The following is a 17,508-nucleotide window of genomic DNA, read 5'->3' on the forward strand; positions in this document are numbered from 1 at the left end:
CCGCAGCCTGGCCCATGGGCTGAGGCGCCCCTTCGGATACATCGGCCGGCCCCATGCGCCGCGGGCTGCCGGGGCCCTTTCCGACCAAAACAAACAACCCATGGAAAGGCCCCGAAAGCCCGAAGGCGCCACATATTTGCCCCCTGTGTCGCCACCATGCCGCGGAGGCAACGAACACAACCGTGACGATGGATGAGGAACCGACGATGAACAAGCTTTTTATTGAAGAGATCGACTGCAAGGGAAAAACGGTGATCGTACGGGTGGACTTCAACGTGCCCGTCAAAGGCGGCGCCGTTGAAAACGACAAGAGGCTTCGGGCAGCCCTGCCCACCATCACCCGCCTTGCGGACAGCGGCGCCAAAGTGGTTCTCATGAGCCACCTGGGTCGCCCCAAGGGCCAGAGAGTGGAAGCCATGAGCCTTGCCCCGGTAGCAAAACGGCTCTCCGAACTCCTCGAAAAGCCCGTGGCCTTTGCCGAAGAGTGCATCGGCCCCAAAGCCCAGGAGGCGGTAAACGCCCTTGCGGACGGCGACGTACTTCTCCTTGAAAACCTGCGATTCCACAAGGCCGAAACCGACAACGACGACGCCTTTGCCGCCGAGCTGGCCAAGCTGGCCGATCTCTACGTCAACGACGCCTTCGGCACCGCCCACCGCGCCCACGCCTCCACCGAGGGCATCACCCGACACATGGACACCTGCGCCTGCGGCTACCTTATTAAAAAGGAGCTCGACTTCCTGGGCAGCGCCCTGGCAGAGCCCAAGCGCCCCTTCACCGCCATCATCGGCGGAGCCAAAATCTCCGGAAAAATCGATGTCATCAAGGCCCTGCTCCCCAAGGTGGACACCCTGATCATCGGCGGCGGCATGGCCTGCACCTTCCTCAAGGCCATGGGCCGCGAGATCGGCAACTCCCTGTGCGAAGAGGAAAAACTCCCCCTGGCCAAAGAGCTCCTGGAGCTGGGCAAGGGAAAGATCCTCCTCCCCTCCGACTACCTCGTCACCGATCGCCTGGATTTTGATAACCGGGCCATCGGCTCCGCTGACTTTGTGGCGGAAGACGCCATCGCAGCAGGTCAGATGGCCGTGGACATCGGCCCCACATCCGTGGCGGCCTTTGCAGAGGCCATCGCAGCATCCAAGACCGTGGTCTGGAACGGCCCCATGGGGGTCTTTGAAATCGAGGCATCGGCCAAGGGCACCTTTGCCGTGGCAGAGGCCCTGGTCACGGCCACGGCAAACGGCGGCACCACCATCGTCGGCGGCGGGGACTCCGCAGCCGCCATCGAAAAGGCAGGCCTGGCCGACAAGGTCTCCCACGTCTCCACCGGGGGCGGCGCCTCCCTGGAGTTCCTGGAAGGCAAGAAACTGCCCGGGGTGGAAGCCCTGGGAACACCGACACGCTGAAAAAAAAGCACGGCACAGACACATAATCACTGCGTTTCACCCTGTCAGATGGCTTGAAAAAGGATGAAACACAAAATCCGTTATCCGCGGGCCAAGCCCCGTGAACGTTCATGCAACGCACCCTCGCCGTCTTCCCACGGTGAAAACCCGCGTGCAGCCATACGCCTGAAAAAACCGCAGGGGCAAGGCGAGGGTTCGGAGCATGGACACACCAGGAGTATGTCATGAAACGTGAACAAATGATTCGGCAACTGGAAGACCCCTCACGGGTCTGGGACGTTATCATCATCGGCGGGGGAGCCACGGGATTAGGTTCCGGCGTGGACGCAGCCTCCCGAGGCTACAGCACCCTGGTGCTGGAGCAGGGCGACTTTGCGGAAGCCACCTCCAGCCGCAGCACCAAGCTGGTCCACGGCGGGGTACGCTACCTGCAGCAGGGCAACATCGCCCTGGTCATGGATGCCCTGAAAGAGCGCGGCATCATGCTGAAAAACGCCCCCCACCTTGTTTACAACCAGGCCTTTATCGTGCCCGACTACCGCTGGTGGGAGCGCCCCTTCTACGGCATCGGCCTGAAACTCTACGACATGCTCGCCGGCAAGCTGGGCTTCGGTCCCTCCAAGCTCCTCTCCAGGGAAGAGACCCTCACACGCATCCCCACCCTCAAGACCGACGGCCTCAAAGGGGGCGTGGTCTACCACGACGGCCAGTTCGACGACGCGCGCCTTGCCATCACCCTGGCCCGCACCATGGAGAGCCTCGGTCAGTTCCCCATCAACCACATGGAAGTCACCGGGCTGCTGAAAAAGAAAGGCGGCGTGGTGGAAGGGGTCACCGCCCGTGACCGCCTCACCGGCACCGAGTACACCCTGAAGGCCAAGTCCGTGGTCAACGCAGCCGGCATCTTCGTGGACAACATCCGCGCCATGGACAACGAGAACACCAAAAAACTCATCGCCCCCAGCCAGGGCGTGCACCTGATCCTCGACAAGTCCTTTGCCCCCGGAGACACCGCCGTCATGGTCCCCCACACCGACGACGGACGCGTCATCTTCATGGTGCCCTGGCACGACCACGTTATCGTGGGCACCACCGACACCCCCATCAAGGACCCGGTCATGGAGCCTGTCCCCCTGGACGAGGAGATCGATTTCCTCCTCAGCCATGCCGGCCGCTACCTCTCCAGGGTTCCCTCCAAAGGGGATGTCCTGAGCGTCTTCACCGGCATCCGCCCCCTCATCTCCGGGGACGACTCCGACGGCAAGACCTCTTCCCTCTCCCGGGACCACCACCTCACCATCTCCCCCAACGGCCTGGTCACCATCGCCGGGGGCAAGTGGACCACCTACCGCAAGATGGGCGAAGACACCATCGACCGCGCCGCCCAGATCGGCGGCCTGCCCCACCGCGACTCCCAGACCCGGGACCTGAAGCTCCACGGCTGGTGCGTGAACGCCGACCTGAGCGATCCTTTCCACGTCTACGGCAGCTACGAAGGTGAGGTCAAAGAGCTGGCCCAGGAGAACCCCGAGCTGGCCGAGCCCCTGCACCCCGCCCTGCCCTACACCGGCCTGGAAGTGGTCTGGGCCGTTCGCAACGAGTGGGCCTGCAACGTGGCCGACGTGCTGTCACGCCGTACCCGCTCCCTGCTGCTCAACGCTGCAGCCAGTGTCTCCGCCGCCCCCAGGGTGGCCGCCATCATGGCAAAAGAGCTGGGCAAAGATCAGGCGTGGATCGACGAGCAGGTGGAAGCCTACGGGAAGCTGGCAGAAAACTACATGCCCAGATAAGGGGCCCAGAGGCAAGCCGACGAGACTTTCCGGCCTGCCTGACCATCCCGTAACACAGCCCTTGGACGCCCGTAACACAAACCGGGTAACCAAGACACAATATGAACACAGCCTCCCTGAAATGGCCGTCCCCGCCCGCCGCAGGTTTCCATGACCCCTGAAAGGCGGGGCCGGCCATCTCATCAACCGGGAGAGACCCTTTGCAAGCTCAAGGAGAGAACATGCGCAGGACCAAGATTGTCTGCACCATCGGCCCCACCAGCGAGTCCCCGGACGTGCTTCGTAACCTCATTGAAAGCGGCATGAACGTGGCGCGGCTCAACTTCTCCCACGGGAGCCATGACGAGCACATCAAAAAGATCCGTACCATCCGCGAGCTGTCCCGGGAGATGGGCAAACCCGTGGCCATCCTCCAGGACCTCTGCGGCCCCAAGATGCGCACCGGTAAAATCGAGGAGCCCGGCATCGAGCTGGTCCCCGGTGCCGAGCTGATCCTCACCTCAGAGGAGATCATGGGCGGCGGGAACCGCGTCTCGGTCTCCTACAAGGACCTGCCCGAAGAGGTAAAGGCCGGCGACGTGATCCTCCTGGCCGACGGCCTCATGGAGCTCACCGTCAAAGAAGTCAAGGGACAGGACATTGTCTGCACCGTGGTCATCGGAGGCCTTCTCACCTCCAACAAGGGCATCAACCTGCCCACCAGCGTCCTGAAAATCCCGGCCCTCACCGAAAAGGACAAAGAGGACCTGGCCTTCGGCCTTGAAAACGACGTCGATTTTGTGGCCCTCTCCTTTGTGAAGACCGTGGACGACATCAACGAGATCAAAGAGCTCATCGCAGCCGCGGGCAAAGCCACCCCGGTCATCGCCAAGATCGAAAAACACGAGGCCATCGCCAACATCGACGAAATCATGAAGGCCACCGGCGGCATCATGGTGGCCAGGGGCGACCTGGGCGTGGAGATTCCCTTGGAAGATGTCCCGGGCGTTCAGAAGATGCTCGTGGAAAAATCCGTGGCGGCGGGCAAGCCCGTCATCATCGCCACCCAGATGCTCCGCTCCATGGTGGACTCCCCACGACCCACCCGCGCCGAAGCCACCGACGTGGCCAACGCCGTGCTGGACGGGGCCGACGCCGTCATGCTCTCGGAAGAGACCGCCAACGGCAACTTCCCGGTGGAGACCGTCCGCTACATGAGCCGCATCGCCGCCAAGGCCGAAGAGACCTACCCCCACAAGCAGTTCATGAAGAGCGTCTGCAAAGAGCGCGTCTCCGACTCGGTCTCCTACGCAGCCTGCGTTCTGGCCGAAAAACTCAGCACCAGGGCCATTGTGGCCCCCACCACCTCCGGGTTCACCGCCCGTCAGATCTCCCGGTTCCGCCCCGACTCCCCCATCATCGCCCTCTCCCCGGACGAGGCCGCCATGCGAAGGCTCTGCCTCTTCTGGGGCTGCTACCCCAGCCTGGTGGACAGCGCCGAGGGCATGGACGAGATGATCGAGCAGGGAGCCAGCGAAGCCTTAGAGACCGGCCTCGTGGACAAGGGCGACACCATCGTCATCACCGCCGGATACCCCACCTGGGTCCCCGGCACCACCAACATGGTGAAGGTCAAGGTGGCGTAAACCGCTTTTCGCGGTATCGTCTATCGTAATGGAAACATCTGGTGGTGGGAGCCGGGGGTGCCTGCTCATGGGCTCCCCGGCATCTCCCGTCGCCGCTTAATATAAGATAAAGAAGGTATGACATGACTCAGATCACCAACGTGGTTGCACGCGAAATCCTGGATTCACGAGGAAACCCCACCGTTGAGGTGGACATCACCCTTCACTGCGGCGCCACCGGCCGCGCTGCCGTTCCTTCCGGTGCCTCCACCGGTACCCGCGAAGCCCTGGAGCTCCGGGACAAGGACCCCAAGCGCTACCTCGGCAAAGGCGTTCTCACTGCCGTTGAAAACGTCAACGCCATCATCGCCCCGGCTGTCATCGGCCTGGACGCCTCAGACCAGGTGGCCCTGGACGAGGCCCTCATCGAGCTGGACGGCACGGAAAACAAATCCAAGCTGGGTGCCAACGCCCTGCTCGGCGTCTCCATGGCCGCGGCCCGCGCAGCAGCCGATGCCTACAGCCTTCCCCTTTACCGCTACCTGGGCGGCATGGCGGCCTGTGAGCTGCCCCTGCCCATGATGAATATCGTCAACGGCGGCTCCCACGCCACCAACAGCCTGGACATCCAGGAGTTCATGATCATCCCTGCAGGCGCGGGCACCGCAGCCGAAGCGATCCGCATGGGCGCCGAGGTGTTCCACCACCTCAAGTCCCTGCTCAAGGAGAAGGGGCTCACCACGGGCGTGGGCGACGAAGGGGGTTTTGCCCCCAACCTGGGCTCCAACGAAGAGGCCCTGGCCCTGATCATCGCGGCCGTTGAATCTGCCGGATATGTCCCCGGCAAGGACGTGGTCCTGGCCCTGGATGCAGCAGCCAGTGAATTCTACAAAGACGGAAAATACGTACTGGAAGCCGAAGGCAAGGCCCTCACCTCCGAGGAGATGGTTGCCTACTACGAACGCCTCGTGGCCACCTACCCCATCGTCTCCATCGAAGACGGCCTGGCCGAAGGCGACTGGGACGGTTGGGCTCTCATGACCCAGCGCATGGGCGAGAAGATCCAGATCGTGGGCGACGACCTGTTCGTCACCAACCCCGCCATCCTCGCCAAGGGCATCGAGCTTGGGGTTGCCAACTCCATCCTCATCAAGCTCAACCAGATCGGCACGGTCACCGAAACCCTGCGCGCCATTGAGATGGCCCGTGCGGCCGGGTACTCCACGGTCATCTCCCACCGTTCCGGTGAGACCTCGGACACCTTTATCTCCGATCTTGCCGTGGGCATCTCCGGGGGCCAGATCAAGACCGGCTCTCTCTCCAGGAGCGACCGCGTGGCCAAGTACAACCAGCTCATGCGCATCGCCGAAGAGCTGGGCGCTGCCGCCCGTCTTTCCCGACCGGCCTTCGTCAAGTAACCGACAGTAACGGGACGTGGATAACAACAGGAGCATCCCGTTGCGGCCGTTGCATGCCGTCCCACCGGAACAGCAAGCCCCGGTGGGACAGCATCTTCCCGGACGACCGCACGGCGCACCTTAGTGTTCACGCCCCGAGAGCAGCCTCCTGCGGCAGGGGCGGCGCTCCACGGCTCACCCAGCAGGTTCTCCTCACCACCTGCAGGATTCCGTGGCCGCCCCTTGCCGGGCCGCTGCCACCCTTTTTTCGGGATGCAGGCCCCCTGTACAGGGGAAGCTGCCCCATGCCCGAGACGGCCGAAAAATGCCTGGCGCAAGGCGTTTTCCGGGCGTTCAACGGCCATTTTCAGGGGGAAGGCACACATCGGTGCGGATGTGTCCGGCCCCCACCAAGGAGCGTGCAGCCGAGCCGCAACACCCGTCCGCCAGCTGCACGCCCGCCCTTTTCCACGTTCGCTGAAAACGGATCGGTTCCCTGCCGGGCCTCTTTTGGCACCGTCCCCTTCTCCCCCGAACCCCCTGCCTCACCCCTGTGTCCCCCTTTCTGTTCGCGATTTTAAATTTTTCGTTCAAATGTTCACTATCGAACATCAAACCGAACGAAAATTTTCACAATGAAAATGTTCCTCCCCTGAGACCGAACCTGAACACGGGTTACCCTCTTGTCATCCGTTTTTCTCAATAAATGCCAAAGACAAACCCTTTTTTACGCCGCGCCAAATCCCGCCTCAAAATCGCTCATTGCATACCAGTTCCCTTATAAGTCACCAAACATCAACGATAAAATTTTCACATTCGAATATTTTTAACTTGATTTATTTCGGTTTCGAATATACATCAAACAAACAGTGTTTCTCGCGCAACGCTACGTTTGACGGGAAACCGATATGCCCGGCAATGGAGGCGGGCGAAATTCTTGACGTTCTTAAAGAGATGATTTGGAGGAAAGAGTATGTCTAGTTTTCTGGGAGAGCTGATTGGAACATTGATCTTGACCCTGTTCGGATGCGGCGTTGTTGGAGGCGTTGTACTGAACAAATCCAAAGCTCAGGACTCCGGGTGGATCGTAATCACCCTTGGGTGGGGTTTTGCCGTAGCCTTCGCCGTTTACCTTGTGGGGAAATACTCCGGTGCCCATGTTAACCCGGCCGTTACCATCGGCCTTGCCACCATCGGCCTCTTCCCCTGGGCTGATGTTCCCATGTACATCGCCGGCCAGATGATCGGGGCCTTCATCGGCGCTACCCTGGTCTACCTGCACTACTATCCCCACTGGGCTGAAACCGAAGACAAAGACGCCAAACTGGGTGTTTTCGCCACCGGCCCCGCCATCAGCAACCCCATGGCCAACCTCTTCAGCGAGATCCTCGGCACCGCCATCCTCGTCTTCGGCCTGCTGGGCATCGGCGCCAACAAATTCTCCGAAGGCCTGAATCCCCTCATCGTCGGCTTCTTCATTGCCGCCATCGGCCTCTCCTTCGGTGGTACCACCGGTTACGCCATCAACCCCGCCAGGGACCTGGGTCCCCGCCTTACCCACTTCTTCATGCCCATTGCAGGCAAGCGTGACTCCGACTGGGGCTACGCCTGGATCCCCGTTGTCGGGCCCATCATCGGCGGCGTTGCCGGTGCCCTGCTTTACAAGGCCATCGTCATGTAGGAAGATCAGGAGGCCGATTCCGGCCCCTGCTGCACACCGAACAAAAGAGCAAATGAACACAGCGGACGGTTCCTCCGTCTAACCGAAACCACCCTGCGGCTGTCCGGTCCGCAGGGGGTTCCTCGGGGGCCCTCCGCGCACAACCCATACTGAGGAGTCAATCATGGAAAAAAAATACATCATCTCCATCGACCAGGGAACCACAAGCTCACGTGCCATCCTCTTCGACAAAGCAGGCGAAATCCAGCTGGTAACCCAGAAAGAGTTCACCCAGATCTTCCCCCAGCCCGGCTGGGTAGAGCATGACGCCCTGGAGATCTGGTCTTCCGTCCAGTCTGTCCTGGCCGAACTCCTTGCCAACAAAGACGTCTCCGGCGACGACATCGCAGCCATCGGTATCACCAACCAGCGTGAAACCACTGTGGTATGGGACAAAAACACCGGCAACCCCATCTACAACGCCATCGTCTGGCAGTCCCGTCAGACCGCAGGCATCTGCGACGAGCTCAAGGCCAAAGGCCTGAACGACACCGTTCGCGACAAGACCGGCCTGCTCATCGATGCCTACTTCTCCGGCACCAAGGTCAAGTGGATCCTGGACAACGTGGAAGGCGCCCGCGCCAAAGCCGAAAAAGGGGACCTCCTCTTCGGTACCATCGACACCTGGATCACCTGGAAGCTCACCGGCGGCAAGGCCCACGTCACCGATTACTCCAACGCTTCCCGTACCCTGATGTACAACATCTACGACCTTGCCTGGGACGAAGAGCTCCTGGAAGCCCTCACCGTTCCCGCGTCCATGCTCCCCGAGGTTCGCCCCTCTTCCGACATTTACGGCACCACCGCTCCCAACGCCTTCTTTGGCTACGAAATTCCCATCGCCGGTATCGCAGGCGACCAGCAGGCAGCCCTCTTCGGCCAGGCCTGCTACGAAGAAGGGATGGCCAAGAACACTTACGGCACCGGCTGCTTCATGCTGATGAACACCGGCGAAAAAGCGGTTAAATCCGAAAACGGCCTGCTCACCACCATCGCCTGGGGTGTAAACGGCAAGGTAGAGTACGCCCTTGAAGGCAGCGTCTTTGTTGCCGGTTCCGCCATCCAGTGGCTCCGTGACGGCCTGCGCATGTTTGCCGACGCCAAGGACAGCCAGGCGTACGCCGACCGTGTGGAATCCACCGACGGCGTCTACGTGGTCCCCGCCTTCGTTGGCCTGGGCACCCCCTACTGGGACAGCGACGTTCGCGGCTGCGTCTTCGGCCTCACCCGCGGCACCTCCAAAGAGCACTTCGTCCGTGCCACCCTGGAGTCCCTGGCTTACCAGACCAAAGACGTCCTCTCCGCCATGGAAGCCGACTCCGGCATCTCCATCAAGACCCTCCGTGTGGACGGCGGCGCAACGGGCAACGACTTCCTCCTCCAGTTCCAGAGCGACATCCTGGGCGCCGATGTTGAGCGTCCCGTCATCGTGGAAACCACTGCCCTCGGCGCCGCCTACCTGGCCGGCCTCGCCGTCGGTTTCTGGAAGAACCGCGCTGAGATCGCTTCCCAGTGGAACAAGGACAAGACCTTTGAAGTTGCCATGGACGACGACACCCGCGACAGCCTCTACGCAGGCTGGCAGAAAGCCGTCAAAGCCTCCATGGCGTTCAAGTAACAAACGCCTTGCCTATCCCTGGTTGTCGCCCCGGAAAGACTGCTTGACATGGCCGGTCGATCCGGGGCGTCAACCACCGGGACCGCTGAATCCGTGGCGCCCGTGCAACGCACCTTCCCCTCTTACCCGGTGCAGTGCATTTATAGCAGCCCCCTGCCCCTTGCGAACATCGCGGCGCAGGCATCGCCGGGCGCCACACCTGCCAGACCCGAACCACCCCTGAAAGGAGTGTCATGAGAACCCCCTTAATTGCCGGCAACTGGAAAATGAACAAAACCCTGGACGAGGCCATGGCCTTTGCCCGTTACTTGGGGGAAAACCCTGTAAGAGAAGGGGTCGACACCCTGCTCTGCGCCCCAGCCCCCCTGCTTTACCCCCTGGCCGACGCCCTTACCGGAACCGGCGTTGCCGTCGGCGCCCAGAACATGCATTACGAAGCCCAAGGGGCCTTCACCGGTGAAATCTCCGCGGCCATGATCAACGACACAGGCGCGTCCTACGTCATCCTCGGCCACTCCGAGCGTCGCCAGCTTTTCGCAGAGACCGACGCCTCGGTCAACAAAAAGACCAACTGTGCTCTCAAGGCCGGAATCACCCCCATCCTCTGCTGCGGCGAAAGCCTGGAAGAACGCGAAGAGGGACGTACCGCAGACGTCATCAAGGCCCAGGTCGTCAACGGCCTTTTAGGTATTGCCGAGGCCGACGTCACCGGCGTGGTCATCGCCTACGAGCCCATCTGGGCCATCGGCACCGGCAAAACCGCCAGCAGCGCCGACGCCAATGAGGTCTGCGCGGCCATCCGAGGCATCATCGCCGACCTGTACAGCCAGAAGGCAGCCGACGCACTGCGCATTCTCTACGGAGGCAGCGTCAACGCCGATACCATCGACGGGCTCATGGCCGAAACCGACATCGACGGTGCCCTGGTGGGCGGCGCCAGCCTCGACCCGGCAAGCTTTCACCGTCTGACCACTTTCTGAGCAGGAGCAGTACCCATGAACACACCGGTGACACTTGTCATTCTGGACGGCTGGGGAGAGGGGAAACCCTGCCGCTACAACGCCGTCCAGCATGCGGACACCCCCAACATGGATCGCTTCATGGCCGAAGCCGCCCACACCACCCTTGCCGCCAGCGGCGAGGACGTGGGGCTGCCTCCCGGCCAGATGGGCAACTCCGAGGTGGGGCACCTCAACATCGGCTGCGGCCGTGTGGTCCGCCAGTCCCTCTCTCGCATCACCCACGCCATCGAGGACGGCTCTTTCTTTGAAAATCCGGCCCTGCTTGAAGCTGTAAACCGCGCCAAGGAGCCTGGCAAGGCCCTGCACCTCATGGGTCTCCTCTCCGACGGCGGCGTCCACAGCCACATGGCACACCTCAAGGGCCTTTTGGATATGGCCGCCCGTAATAAGGTGGAGCAGGTCTTTGTCCACGCCATCCTGGACGGACGGGACACCCCGCCCCAGAGCGCCCTCTCCTTCATCGAAGAGCTGGAGCACACCTTCCACACCATGCGCGTGGGCACCCTGGCCTCCCTGAGCGGCCGCTACTACGCCATGGACCGTGACAACCGTTGGGAGAGAACCCGATACGCCTACGACACCCTCACCGGAAACGAACCGGCCCGGGCCGCAACAGCCGCCCATGCCGTGGAAGCGTCCTACGCCAAGGGCGACACCGACGAGTTCTTCGAACCCCTGCTCCTTGAAGGGACCGAAGGGGCCATCCGCGACGGCGACGCCGTGATCTTCTTCAACTTCCGCCCGGACCGGGCGCGCCAGATCACCCGCGCCTTTGTGGATGATGAGTTTGAAGGATTCCAGCGGGAAAAACGGGACGTCCACTTTGTCTGCATGACCGAATACGATGCCGACATCAAGGGCACCTCCGTTGCCTTCGGGCCCGTCACCCCCAAGCGCCCTCTGGGCACTGTGGTGGCCGAAGCCGGACGCACCCAGCTGCGCATCGCCGAGACCGAAAAGTACGCCCACGTCACCTTCTTCTTCAACGGCGGCGTGGAGGCTGAATCCCCGGGGGAAACCAGGCTCCTGATCCCCTCCCCCAAGGTGGCCACCTACGACCTGAAACCGGAGATGTCCGCCGTCGAGCTCACCAACACCTTTGTGGAGCGATTCGCAGCCTCCCCGGACGACCTGACCGTGCTCAACTTCGCCAACGCGGACATGGTGGGCCACACAGGCGACATGAAGGCGGCCGTCAAGGCCCTTGAAACCGTGGACGACTGCCTGGGCCGGGTGGTTTCCGCCGCCACGGAAAACGGCGGAGCGGTTCTCATCACCGCCGACCACGGCAACGCGGAGATCATGGTGGACCCCATCACAGGGAACCCCATGACCGCCCACACCACCAACCCGGTGCCCCTGATCCTCCTGGGCGCCGACACCCCCTCTTTGCGGGACGGAGGTCGCCTCTGCGACATCGCCCCCACCATCCTGTCTCTCCTGGGGATACCCCAACCCGAGGAGATGACCGGTCAAAGCCTGTTGGCTTGATCCTGAGCCGGGGCGGACCCCAACGCCCCGGCACCCTCCCCGCACATTACCTACCACAAGAACACACCCTTTTTATTTTTTACTTAATTCCTACTACATCAACCCTGCACAATACATAGAAATACACAACAGCATAACAGCACACGTCCCCTTGACAGGCCCCTGACAAGTCCAATTGATGGATGATTTTATTGATTTTTAATTCAATATTGGGTAGTATTAAACACACACTAACATTAGCACAGACGCAGCAAGTAAATTTAGCTTATCCAAACATAAGCTACACCATATAATTTTTCTAAATATGAGGTATCTGTTTTTTAGTACACGGTAATACGACGATGCCTTCGGGCCCTGCCGGACCCTTCGGCAACCTGAAATGGGAAAGGGAAAGACGTATGCGTAACACAAAGAAACACGGGTTCACCATCCTGGCCATGATGCTCCTGCTGGCCGCACACCCCGGCCGGGCAGAGGCCGGGAAGATCGAAACATGGGCCAAAGCGCTTCAACCCTCGGCGCTGTCACGGCAGGCCCAACAAGACGAGCTCGCCTGGTTCGCCCGGACGGCCGCCCCATACAAGGGCATGGAGATCAGGGCCTGCGCCGAAGGGATCCCCACCCACAAGTGGGAGGCGGCGGTGCTGGCCAAGGCCTTCACCGAGATCACCGGCATCAAGGTCCGGGTGGACATCATCGGGGAAGGTGAGGTGGTGAACCGCATGACCCGGCAGATGGAGACCAACGAGAAGCAGTACGACATCTTCGTCAACGACGCCGACCTCATCGGCACCCACCTGCGTGCGGACAGTGCCCTGGACTTCAAGGCTTTTATCAAAGGGGAAGGGGCCTCGGTCACCAACCCGGGCCTGGACCTTGATGACTTCCTCAACCTGGAGTTCGGCCAGGACTACGAGGGCCATCAGCTCCAGCTCCCGGATCAGCAGTTCGCCAACCTCTACTGGTTCCGCTACGACTGGTTTACCAACCCGCAATTCAAAAAAGAGTTCAAGGCACGCTACGGCTACGAGCTCGGGGTGCCCATCAACTGGCAGGCCTACGAAGACATCGCCGAATTTTTCACCGGCAAGACCATCGACGGCAAAAAAGTGTACGGCCACATGGACTACGGAAAAAAATCCCCGGGCCTGGGATGGCGCTTCACCGACGCCTGGCTCTCCATGGCAGGGGCTGGCGACAAAGGCCTGCCCAACGGGCTTCCCGTGGACGAATGGGGCATCCGCGTGGAAAACAAGATCCCCGTGGGGGCCACCGTGGCCCGGGGCGGTGCCACCAACGGCCCGGCCGCTGTCTATGCCATGGAAAAATACATCCACTGGATGAAGGCCTACGCCCCCCCGTACGGGGAGTACATGGACTTTTTCGTGGCGGGCATTGTTCCCTCCAAGGGCCGCATCGCCCAGAGCATCTTCCAGTACACCACCTGGCTGTCGGAAGACGCCTACACCAACCCGGAGAGCCGGGTAACGGACAGCAAGGGCAACCCCCTGTGGCGCGTGGCCCCTTCCCCCCACGGCAAGTACTGGGAAGAGGGCATGAAAGTGGGCTATCAGGACACCGGCAGCTGGACCATCCTCAAACACTCGGTCACGGGCAAGCACCGGAAGGCGGCCTGGCTCTGGGCCCAGTTCTGCGTCTCCAAGTCGGTGTGCATGAAAAAATTCCTTGAAAACAAAACCCCCATCCGCAAAAGCACCATCTTCTCGCCCAAGCTGGACCGTTACGAAGGAAAATTCGGCGGCCTCATCACCTTCTACCGCTCCCCGGTGGAGAACCGGTGGACGGACACCGGCCCCAACGTCCCCCACTACCCCTCCCTTTCAGCCCAGTGGGCCAAAAACGTGGGCATGGCCGTGGCCGGAGAGATCACCGCCCAGCAGGCCATGGACAACATCGCCCACGCCATGGAAGACCTCATGGCAGCCATGGATCTTCCCCGGTACTCGCCGAAGCTCAACCCAAAAAAATCCCGCGACTACTGGCTGAACCAGCCCGGAGCCCCCAAGGCGCCCGTGCCGGATGAAAAGGGAAAGACCATGCCCTACGACAAACTCATCGAGACCTGGAAACACAGGGGATAAGGAGGCAGCCATGAAAATGATCTACAAACTGGGCGGAGGGTTCGGCATTGTCATCTTCCTGCTCTTAGGTGTCATCGGTATCTACCAGTACTGCGTCCGCTCCACGGTGAAAAGTGTGGGAAACCTCATGACGGTGGAGCTGAAAATTGCTGAAAACGCGGCTGACGTCAAATCCCTGCTCATCGAAAGCCGGGAACTCCAGAGCCGATTCCTCGCCAGCCGGGACGAAGCTGCCCTGGCAACCCTGAAGGAGGGCATCGCACGGCTCCAGGACGAAGCCGACGCCATCAACACCCTGGCCAGACAGGCAGGCTACCTGAAGAGCGCTGAAAAATCCGACCGGGTCAAGGACCTGGCCGAACACTACCTGGCCTCTTTTCTGGAACTTGCCTCGGCCTGGGAGCGCAAAGGGGCCGATGCCCACTCGGGCCTCCAGGGGGAACTCAACAAGGCGGGTGCCATCCTGGAAGAGAAGATGAAGGGCCACCAGGTGGAGACCCTCTACCTCGCCTTTCTGCGGCTCTGGATCTGCGAGCGGGAGTTCAAGCAGACCACCTTTGCCGACGCCAGGGAGAACCTCGTCAACAGCATCGATGCCTATGAAGCGGCCCTGAACCGCTCCACCTGCAGCGCCGAAAGCAAGGCCTACCAGGCCAAGCAGCTGACCCTTTACAAAGGGGCCTTGGAGCAGCTGGACGACGACGAGTACTTCTACGAGATCATGGTCACCACCCGGGAGAACATCGAAGCCTCCTTAAACGATGTCTACGTGCCCATGGCCGGAAAACTCCTCCTGGCCATCCGCACCCATGAGAAGAGTTACCTCCTCTACGGAGAAGAAAAGGATGCCGAGGCCACCCGCACGGCCGTTACCACCCTCTCGGACCAGCTCAAGGGCGCCGGTATCACCCAGACCCACGTCACCGAGGCCACCGAGCAGCTGGATGCCTACGCCAATGCCTTTGCAGAGGTCCTTGGCGAAGAGAGGATCATTGAAGAGGCCGAGGCCACCATGGGCGCTTCGGCCCGGGAGATCGGCGAGGCCGTGGAGGGCATCTACCGGGAAGCCATGGACATCGCGGGCTCTCGCTCCCGAACCCTTGGCGACTCCGCAGAGACCCTGTCGCGCATCGCCATGGTCGTGGGAGCCATAGCGGTCCTCATCGGCATGGTCCTGGCCTTTTTCATCACCCGCTCCATCACCGTCCCCTTAAAGCAGGTCATCACCATGGTGGCCGACATCGCCCAGGGCGACGGGGACCTCACCGGTCGCCTCTCCTACGGGGCACGGGACGAAATTGGAGAGCTGGCCACCCTCTTCAACTCTTTCCTCGAAAAGCTCCAGGGCATGATCCGGGATATTGCCGGGGGCTCCGGCACCATCGGCTCGGCTTCCAAGGAGCTGCTCTCCATCTCCGGGGAGATGACCAAGGGAGCGGACGGCATGTCCCATCAGCTCCACTCCGTGGCCACGGCCGCCTCGGACATGAGCGGCAACATCGAGAGCATGGCAGAGGCCCTCAACGACGCCTCGTCCACGGCCCACCTCGTGGCCTCGGCCACCGAGGAGATGACCGCCTCCATCGCCGAGATCGCCGGAAAAACAGAAACCGCCCGCTCCATCTCAGAGACCGCCGTCAGCGAGACCCACCGGGCCAAGGAGCTCATGGAGACCCTGGGCAGAGCCGCCAAGGAGATCGGCGAGGTCTCCCAGACCATCGACGACATCTCCGGCCAGACCAACCTGCTGGCCTTAAACGCCACCATCGAGGCGGCCCGGGCCGGAGAAGCCGGTAAAGGCTTTGCCGTGGTGGCAAACGAGATCAAAACCCTGGCCCACGAAGCCGGGGCAGCCACCACCCGCATCAACGAACAGATCGTGGGCATCCAGAACGCCGCCAAAAACACCACCGCCGGCATGAACGCCACGGCCCAGACGATCCATGAAATCGACCAGATCATCCAGACCATCGGCACCACCATCGAAGAGCAGTCTGTGACGACCCGGGAGATCTCCGGCAACCTGGCCCAGTCCTCCCAGGCCATCGCCCTGGTCAACGACCAGGCCCGAGACGGCGCGCGCTTTGCCGACCAGATCGCCCGGGAGATCACCGAGGTCAGCCACACCGCCGCCACCCTCGTCTCCAGCAGCGACATGGTCAACACCCACGCCGAAGACGTCACCGGCCTGTCCGGCGGCTTGCAGGAGCAGGTAGGAAAATTCAGGATCTGATACAACACACCACATAAAAACAATAAAAAAAGCCCCCGGCAACGTTGCCGGGGGCGATCCTTAATGTATGTGGGGAGGGGATATGCAAGGCAGGGTGCGCTTGCGCACCACCAAAGGGTCACGACACCCATAAAAAGCCATGCACAGGCTCCCCTTGCGAAACACAGAATCGGCAAAAGGGTTGATTTTACCACCCATTGGTGCGCAAGCGCACTCTACAGAAGCCTACATATCACGTTGTAAAACCAACCGGTTTCCTGATAAACAGAAAAAGCCTCTCCTGCAACACCGGCTGTTCCATATCACACCCCACGCAAATGCCCCGATAACACAAACAGAAAGGCTGCCTCCATGCATTCGCCATAGGGTTTCAAGGTGCCCCCACCTGGCCGCCGGAGGCGCTTTTCTTACCCGATGGCACACGCCACGGCTTTGGCCGCATGGATGGCCGCGGTGTCGTAGAGGGGCACCGGGGTATCTGACGGCCCCACCAGCAGGCCGATCTCCGTGCACCCCAGGATCACGGCTTCGGCCCCTTTGCCTTTAAGCTCTTCAATGATCTCCACAAAGCGTTCCCTGGAGGAGGAATTGATCTCACCGCGGCAGAGTTCCGAGTAGATCACGTTGTGGACATCCCCACGGCCCCGGTCATCCGGGGTGACCACCTCAAGGCCGAACCTCTTGTTGAGCCTTTCTGTGTAAAAATCCTCTTCCATGGTAAAGCGCGTCCCCAAAAGCCCCACCCTGGAGATCCCGTCGGCGGCCAAGGCCTCGGCCGTGGCATCGGCGATGTGAAGAAGGGGAATGGCGATGCGCGCCTGGACCTCTTCGGCCACCTTGTGCATGGTGTTGGTGCAGATCATGAGAAAGTCCGCGCCCGCAGCCTCCACCGAGGTTGCGGCCCGGCCGAGGAGTTCTGCGGCAGCGTCCCAGTCTCCGGCATCCTGAAGGGCCTCCACCTCTTCAAAATCCACGCTGTACAGGCTGATCTTGGCCGAGTGAAGGCCGCCCAGGGCCTCCTTGACCCCTTCATTGATGGCTTTGTAGTAACCGGCGGTGGATTCCCAGCTCATTCCGCCCAGCAGTCCGATGGTTTTCATGGTCTTTTCCTTTCTTTTGCCT

Annotated in this window: 11 protein-coding genes; 10 read left to right on the plus strand and 1 reads right to left on the minus strand. The window is 61.3% G+C overall.

Going from position 1 to position 17,508, the window contains the following annotated elements; genetic code table 11:
• Window positions 1-206 precede the first annotated feature (206 nt).
• The 10 genes from ACOYW0_RS02490 to ACOYW0_RS02535 all read left to right on the plus strand — a co-directional run bounded on the left by ACOYW0_RS02490 (window position 207) and on the right by ACOYW0_RS02535 (window position 16,386).
• Entirely contained in the window at window positions 207-1,409 is a 1,203-nt protein-coding gene (locus ACOYW0_RS02490; protein ID WP_482417007.1) for a phosphoglycerate kinase, read from the plus strand.
• A gap of 224 nt (window positions 1,410-1,633) precedes the next feature.
• Window positions 1,634-3,199: a glycerol-3-phosphate dehydrogenase/oxidase gene (locus ACOYW0_RS02495; protein WP_482417008.1), complete on the plus strand. Its 1,566-nt coding sequence runs from the start codon at window positions 1,634-1,636 to the stop codon at window positions 3,197-3,199.
• A 221-nt stretch (window positions 3,200-3,420) separates the two neighbouring features.
• Window positions 3,421-4,824, plus strand: coding sequence for a pyruvate kinase (gene pyk / locus ACOYW0_RS02500; RefSeq protein WP_482417009.1), 1,404 nt, complete (start codon window positions 3,421-3,423; stop codon window positions 4,822-4,824).
• A 122-nt stretch (window positions 4,825-4,946) separates the two neighbouring features.
• Window positions 4,947-6,221, plus strand: a complete 1,275-nt coding sequence (eno, locus tag ACOYW0_RS02505) for a phosphopyruvate hydratase (RefSeq protein ID WP_482417010.1) — start codon at window positions 4,947-4,949, stop codon at window positions 6,219-6,221.
• 952 nt (window positions 6,222-7,173) lie between these two features.
• Window positions 7,174-7,881, plus strand: coding sequence for an MIP/aquaporin family protein (locus ACOYW0_RS02510; RefSeq protein ID WP_482417011.1), 708 nt, complete (start codon window positions 7,174-7,176; stop codon window positions 7,879-7,881).
• Window positions 7,882-8,044: 163 nt separating this feature from the next.
• A complete protein-coding gene (gene glpK / locus ACOYW0_RS02515; protein WP_482417012.1) occupies window positions 8,045-9,538 on the plus strand; it encodes a glycerol kinase GlpK in 1,494 nt (497 codons plus the stop codon).
• 233 nt (window positions 9,539-9,771) lie between these two features.
• Complete coding sequence (gene tpiA, locus ACOYW0_RS02520; protein ID WP_482417013.1) at window positions 9,772-10,518, plus strand: triose-phosphate isomerase; 747 nt, start codon at window positions 9,772-9,774, stop codon at window positions 10,516-10,518.
• Window positions 10,519-10,533: 15 nt separating this feature from the next.
• Window positions 10,534-12,051 carry a 2,3-bisphosphoglycerate-independent phosphoglycerate mutase gene (gene gpmI, locus ACOYW0_RS02525; protein ID WP_482417014.1) on the plus strand — a complete coding sequence of 506 codons (1,518 nt, stop codon included), beginning with the start codon at window positions 10,534-10,536 and terminating at the stop codon, window positions 12,049-12,051.
• A 398-nt stretch (window positions 12,052-12,449) separates the two neighbouring features.
• On the plus strand, window positions 12,450-14,153 hold the full coding sequence (locus tag ACOYW0_RS02530; protein ID WP_482417015.1) for an ABC transporter substrate-binding protein: 1,704 nt from the start codon (window positions 12,450-12,452) through the stop codon (window positions 14,151-14,153).
• Window positions 14,154-14,163: 10 nt separating this feature from the next.
• Window positions 14,164-16,386, plus strand: coding sequence for a methyl-accepting chemotaxis protein (locus ACOYW0_RS02535; RefSeq protein WP_482417016.1), 2,223 nt, complete (start codon window positions 14,164-14,166; stop codon window positions 16,384-16,386).
• 407 nt (window positions 16,387-16,793) lie between these two features.
• Here the strand turns inward: ACOYW0_RS02535 and ACOYW0_RS02540 are convergent, their stop codons facing one another.
• The gene (locus ACOYW0_RS02540) at window positions 16,794-17,486 is read right to left on the minus strand and encodes an aspartate/glutamate racemase family protein (protein ID WP_482417017.1); all 693 of its coding nucleotides are present in this window, start codon (window positions 17,484-17,486) and stop codon (window positions 16,794-16,796) included.
• Window positions 17,487-17,508 lie beyond the last annotated feature (22 nt).

Source organism: Desulfoluna sp. HI9BLuna (genome assembly GCF_056829775.1).

Coding starts and splice junctions, on each gene's coding strand:
- ACOYW0_RS02490 (WP_482417007.1), top strand. CDS start 207: ATGAACAAGCTTTTTATTGAAGAGATCGACTGCAAGGGAAAAACGGTG.
- ACOYW0_RS02495 (WP_482417008.1), top strand. CDS start 1,634: ATGAAACGTGAACAAATGATTCGGCAACTGGAAGACCCCTCACGGGTC.
- pyk (WP_482417009.1), top strand. CDS start 3,421: ATGCGCAGGACCAAGATTGTCTGCACCATCGGCCCCACCAGCGAGTCC.
- eno (WP_482417010.1), top strand. CDS start 4,947: ATGACTCAGATCACCAACGTGGTTGCACGCGAAATCCTGGATTCACGA.
- ACOYW0_RS02510 (WP_482417011.1), top strand. CDS start 7,174: ATGTCTAGTTTTCTGGGAGAGCTGATTGGAACATTGATCTTGACCCTG.
- glpK (WP_482417012.1), top strand. CDS start 8,045: ATGGAAAAAAAATACATCATCTCCATCGACCAGGGAACCACAAGCTCA.
- tpiA (WP_482417013.1), top strand. CDS start 9,772: ATGAGAACCCCCTTAATTGCCGGCAACTGGAAAATGAACAAAACCCTG.
- gpmI (WP_482417014.1), top strand. CDS start 10,534: ATGAACACACCGGTGACACTTGTCATTCTGGACGGCTGGGGAGAGGGG.
- ACOYW0_RS02530 (WP_482417015.1), top strand. CDS start 12,450: ATGCGTAACACAAAGAAACACGGGTTCACCATCCTGGCCATGATGCTC.
- ACOYW0_RS02535 (WP_482417016.1), top strand. CDS start 14,164: ATGAAAATGATCTACAAACTGGGCGGAGGGTTCGGCATTGTCATCTTC.
- ACOYW0_RS02540 (WP_482417017.1), bottom strand. CDS start 17,486: ATGAAAACCATCGGACTGCTGGGCGGAATGAGCTGGGAATCCACCGCC.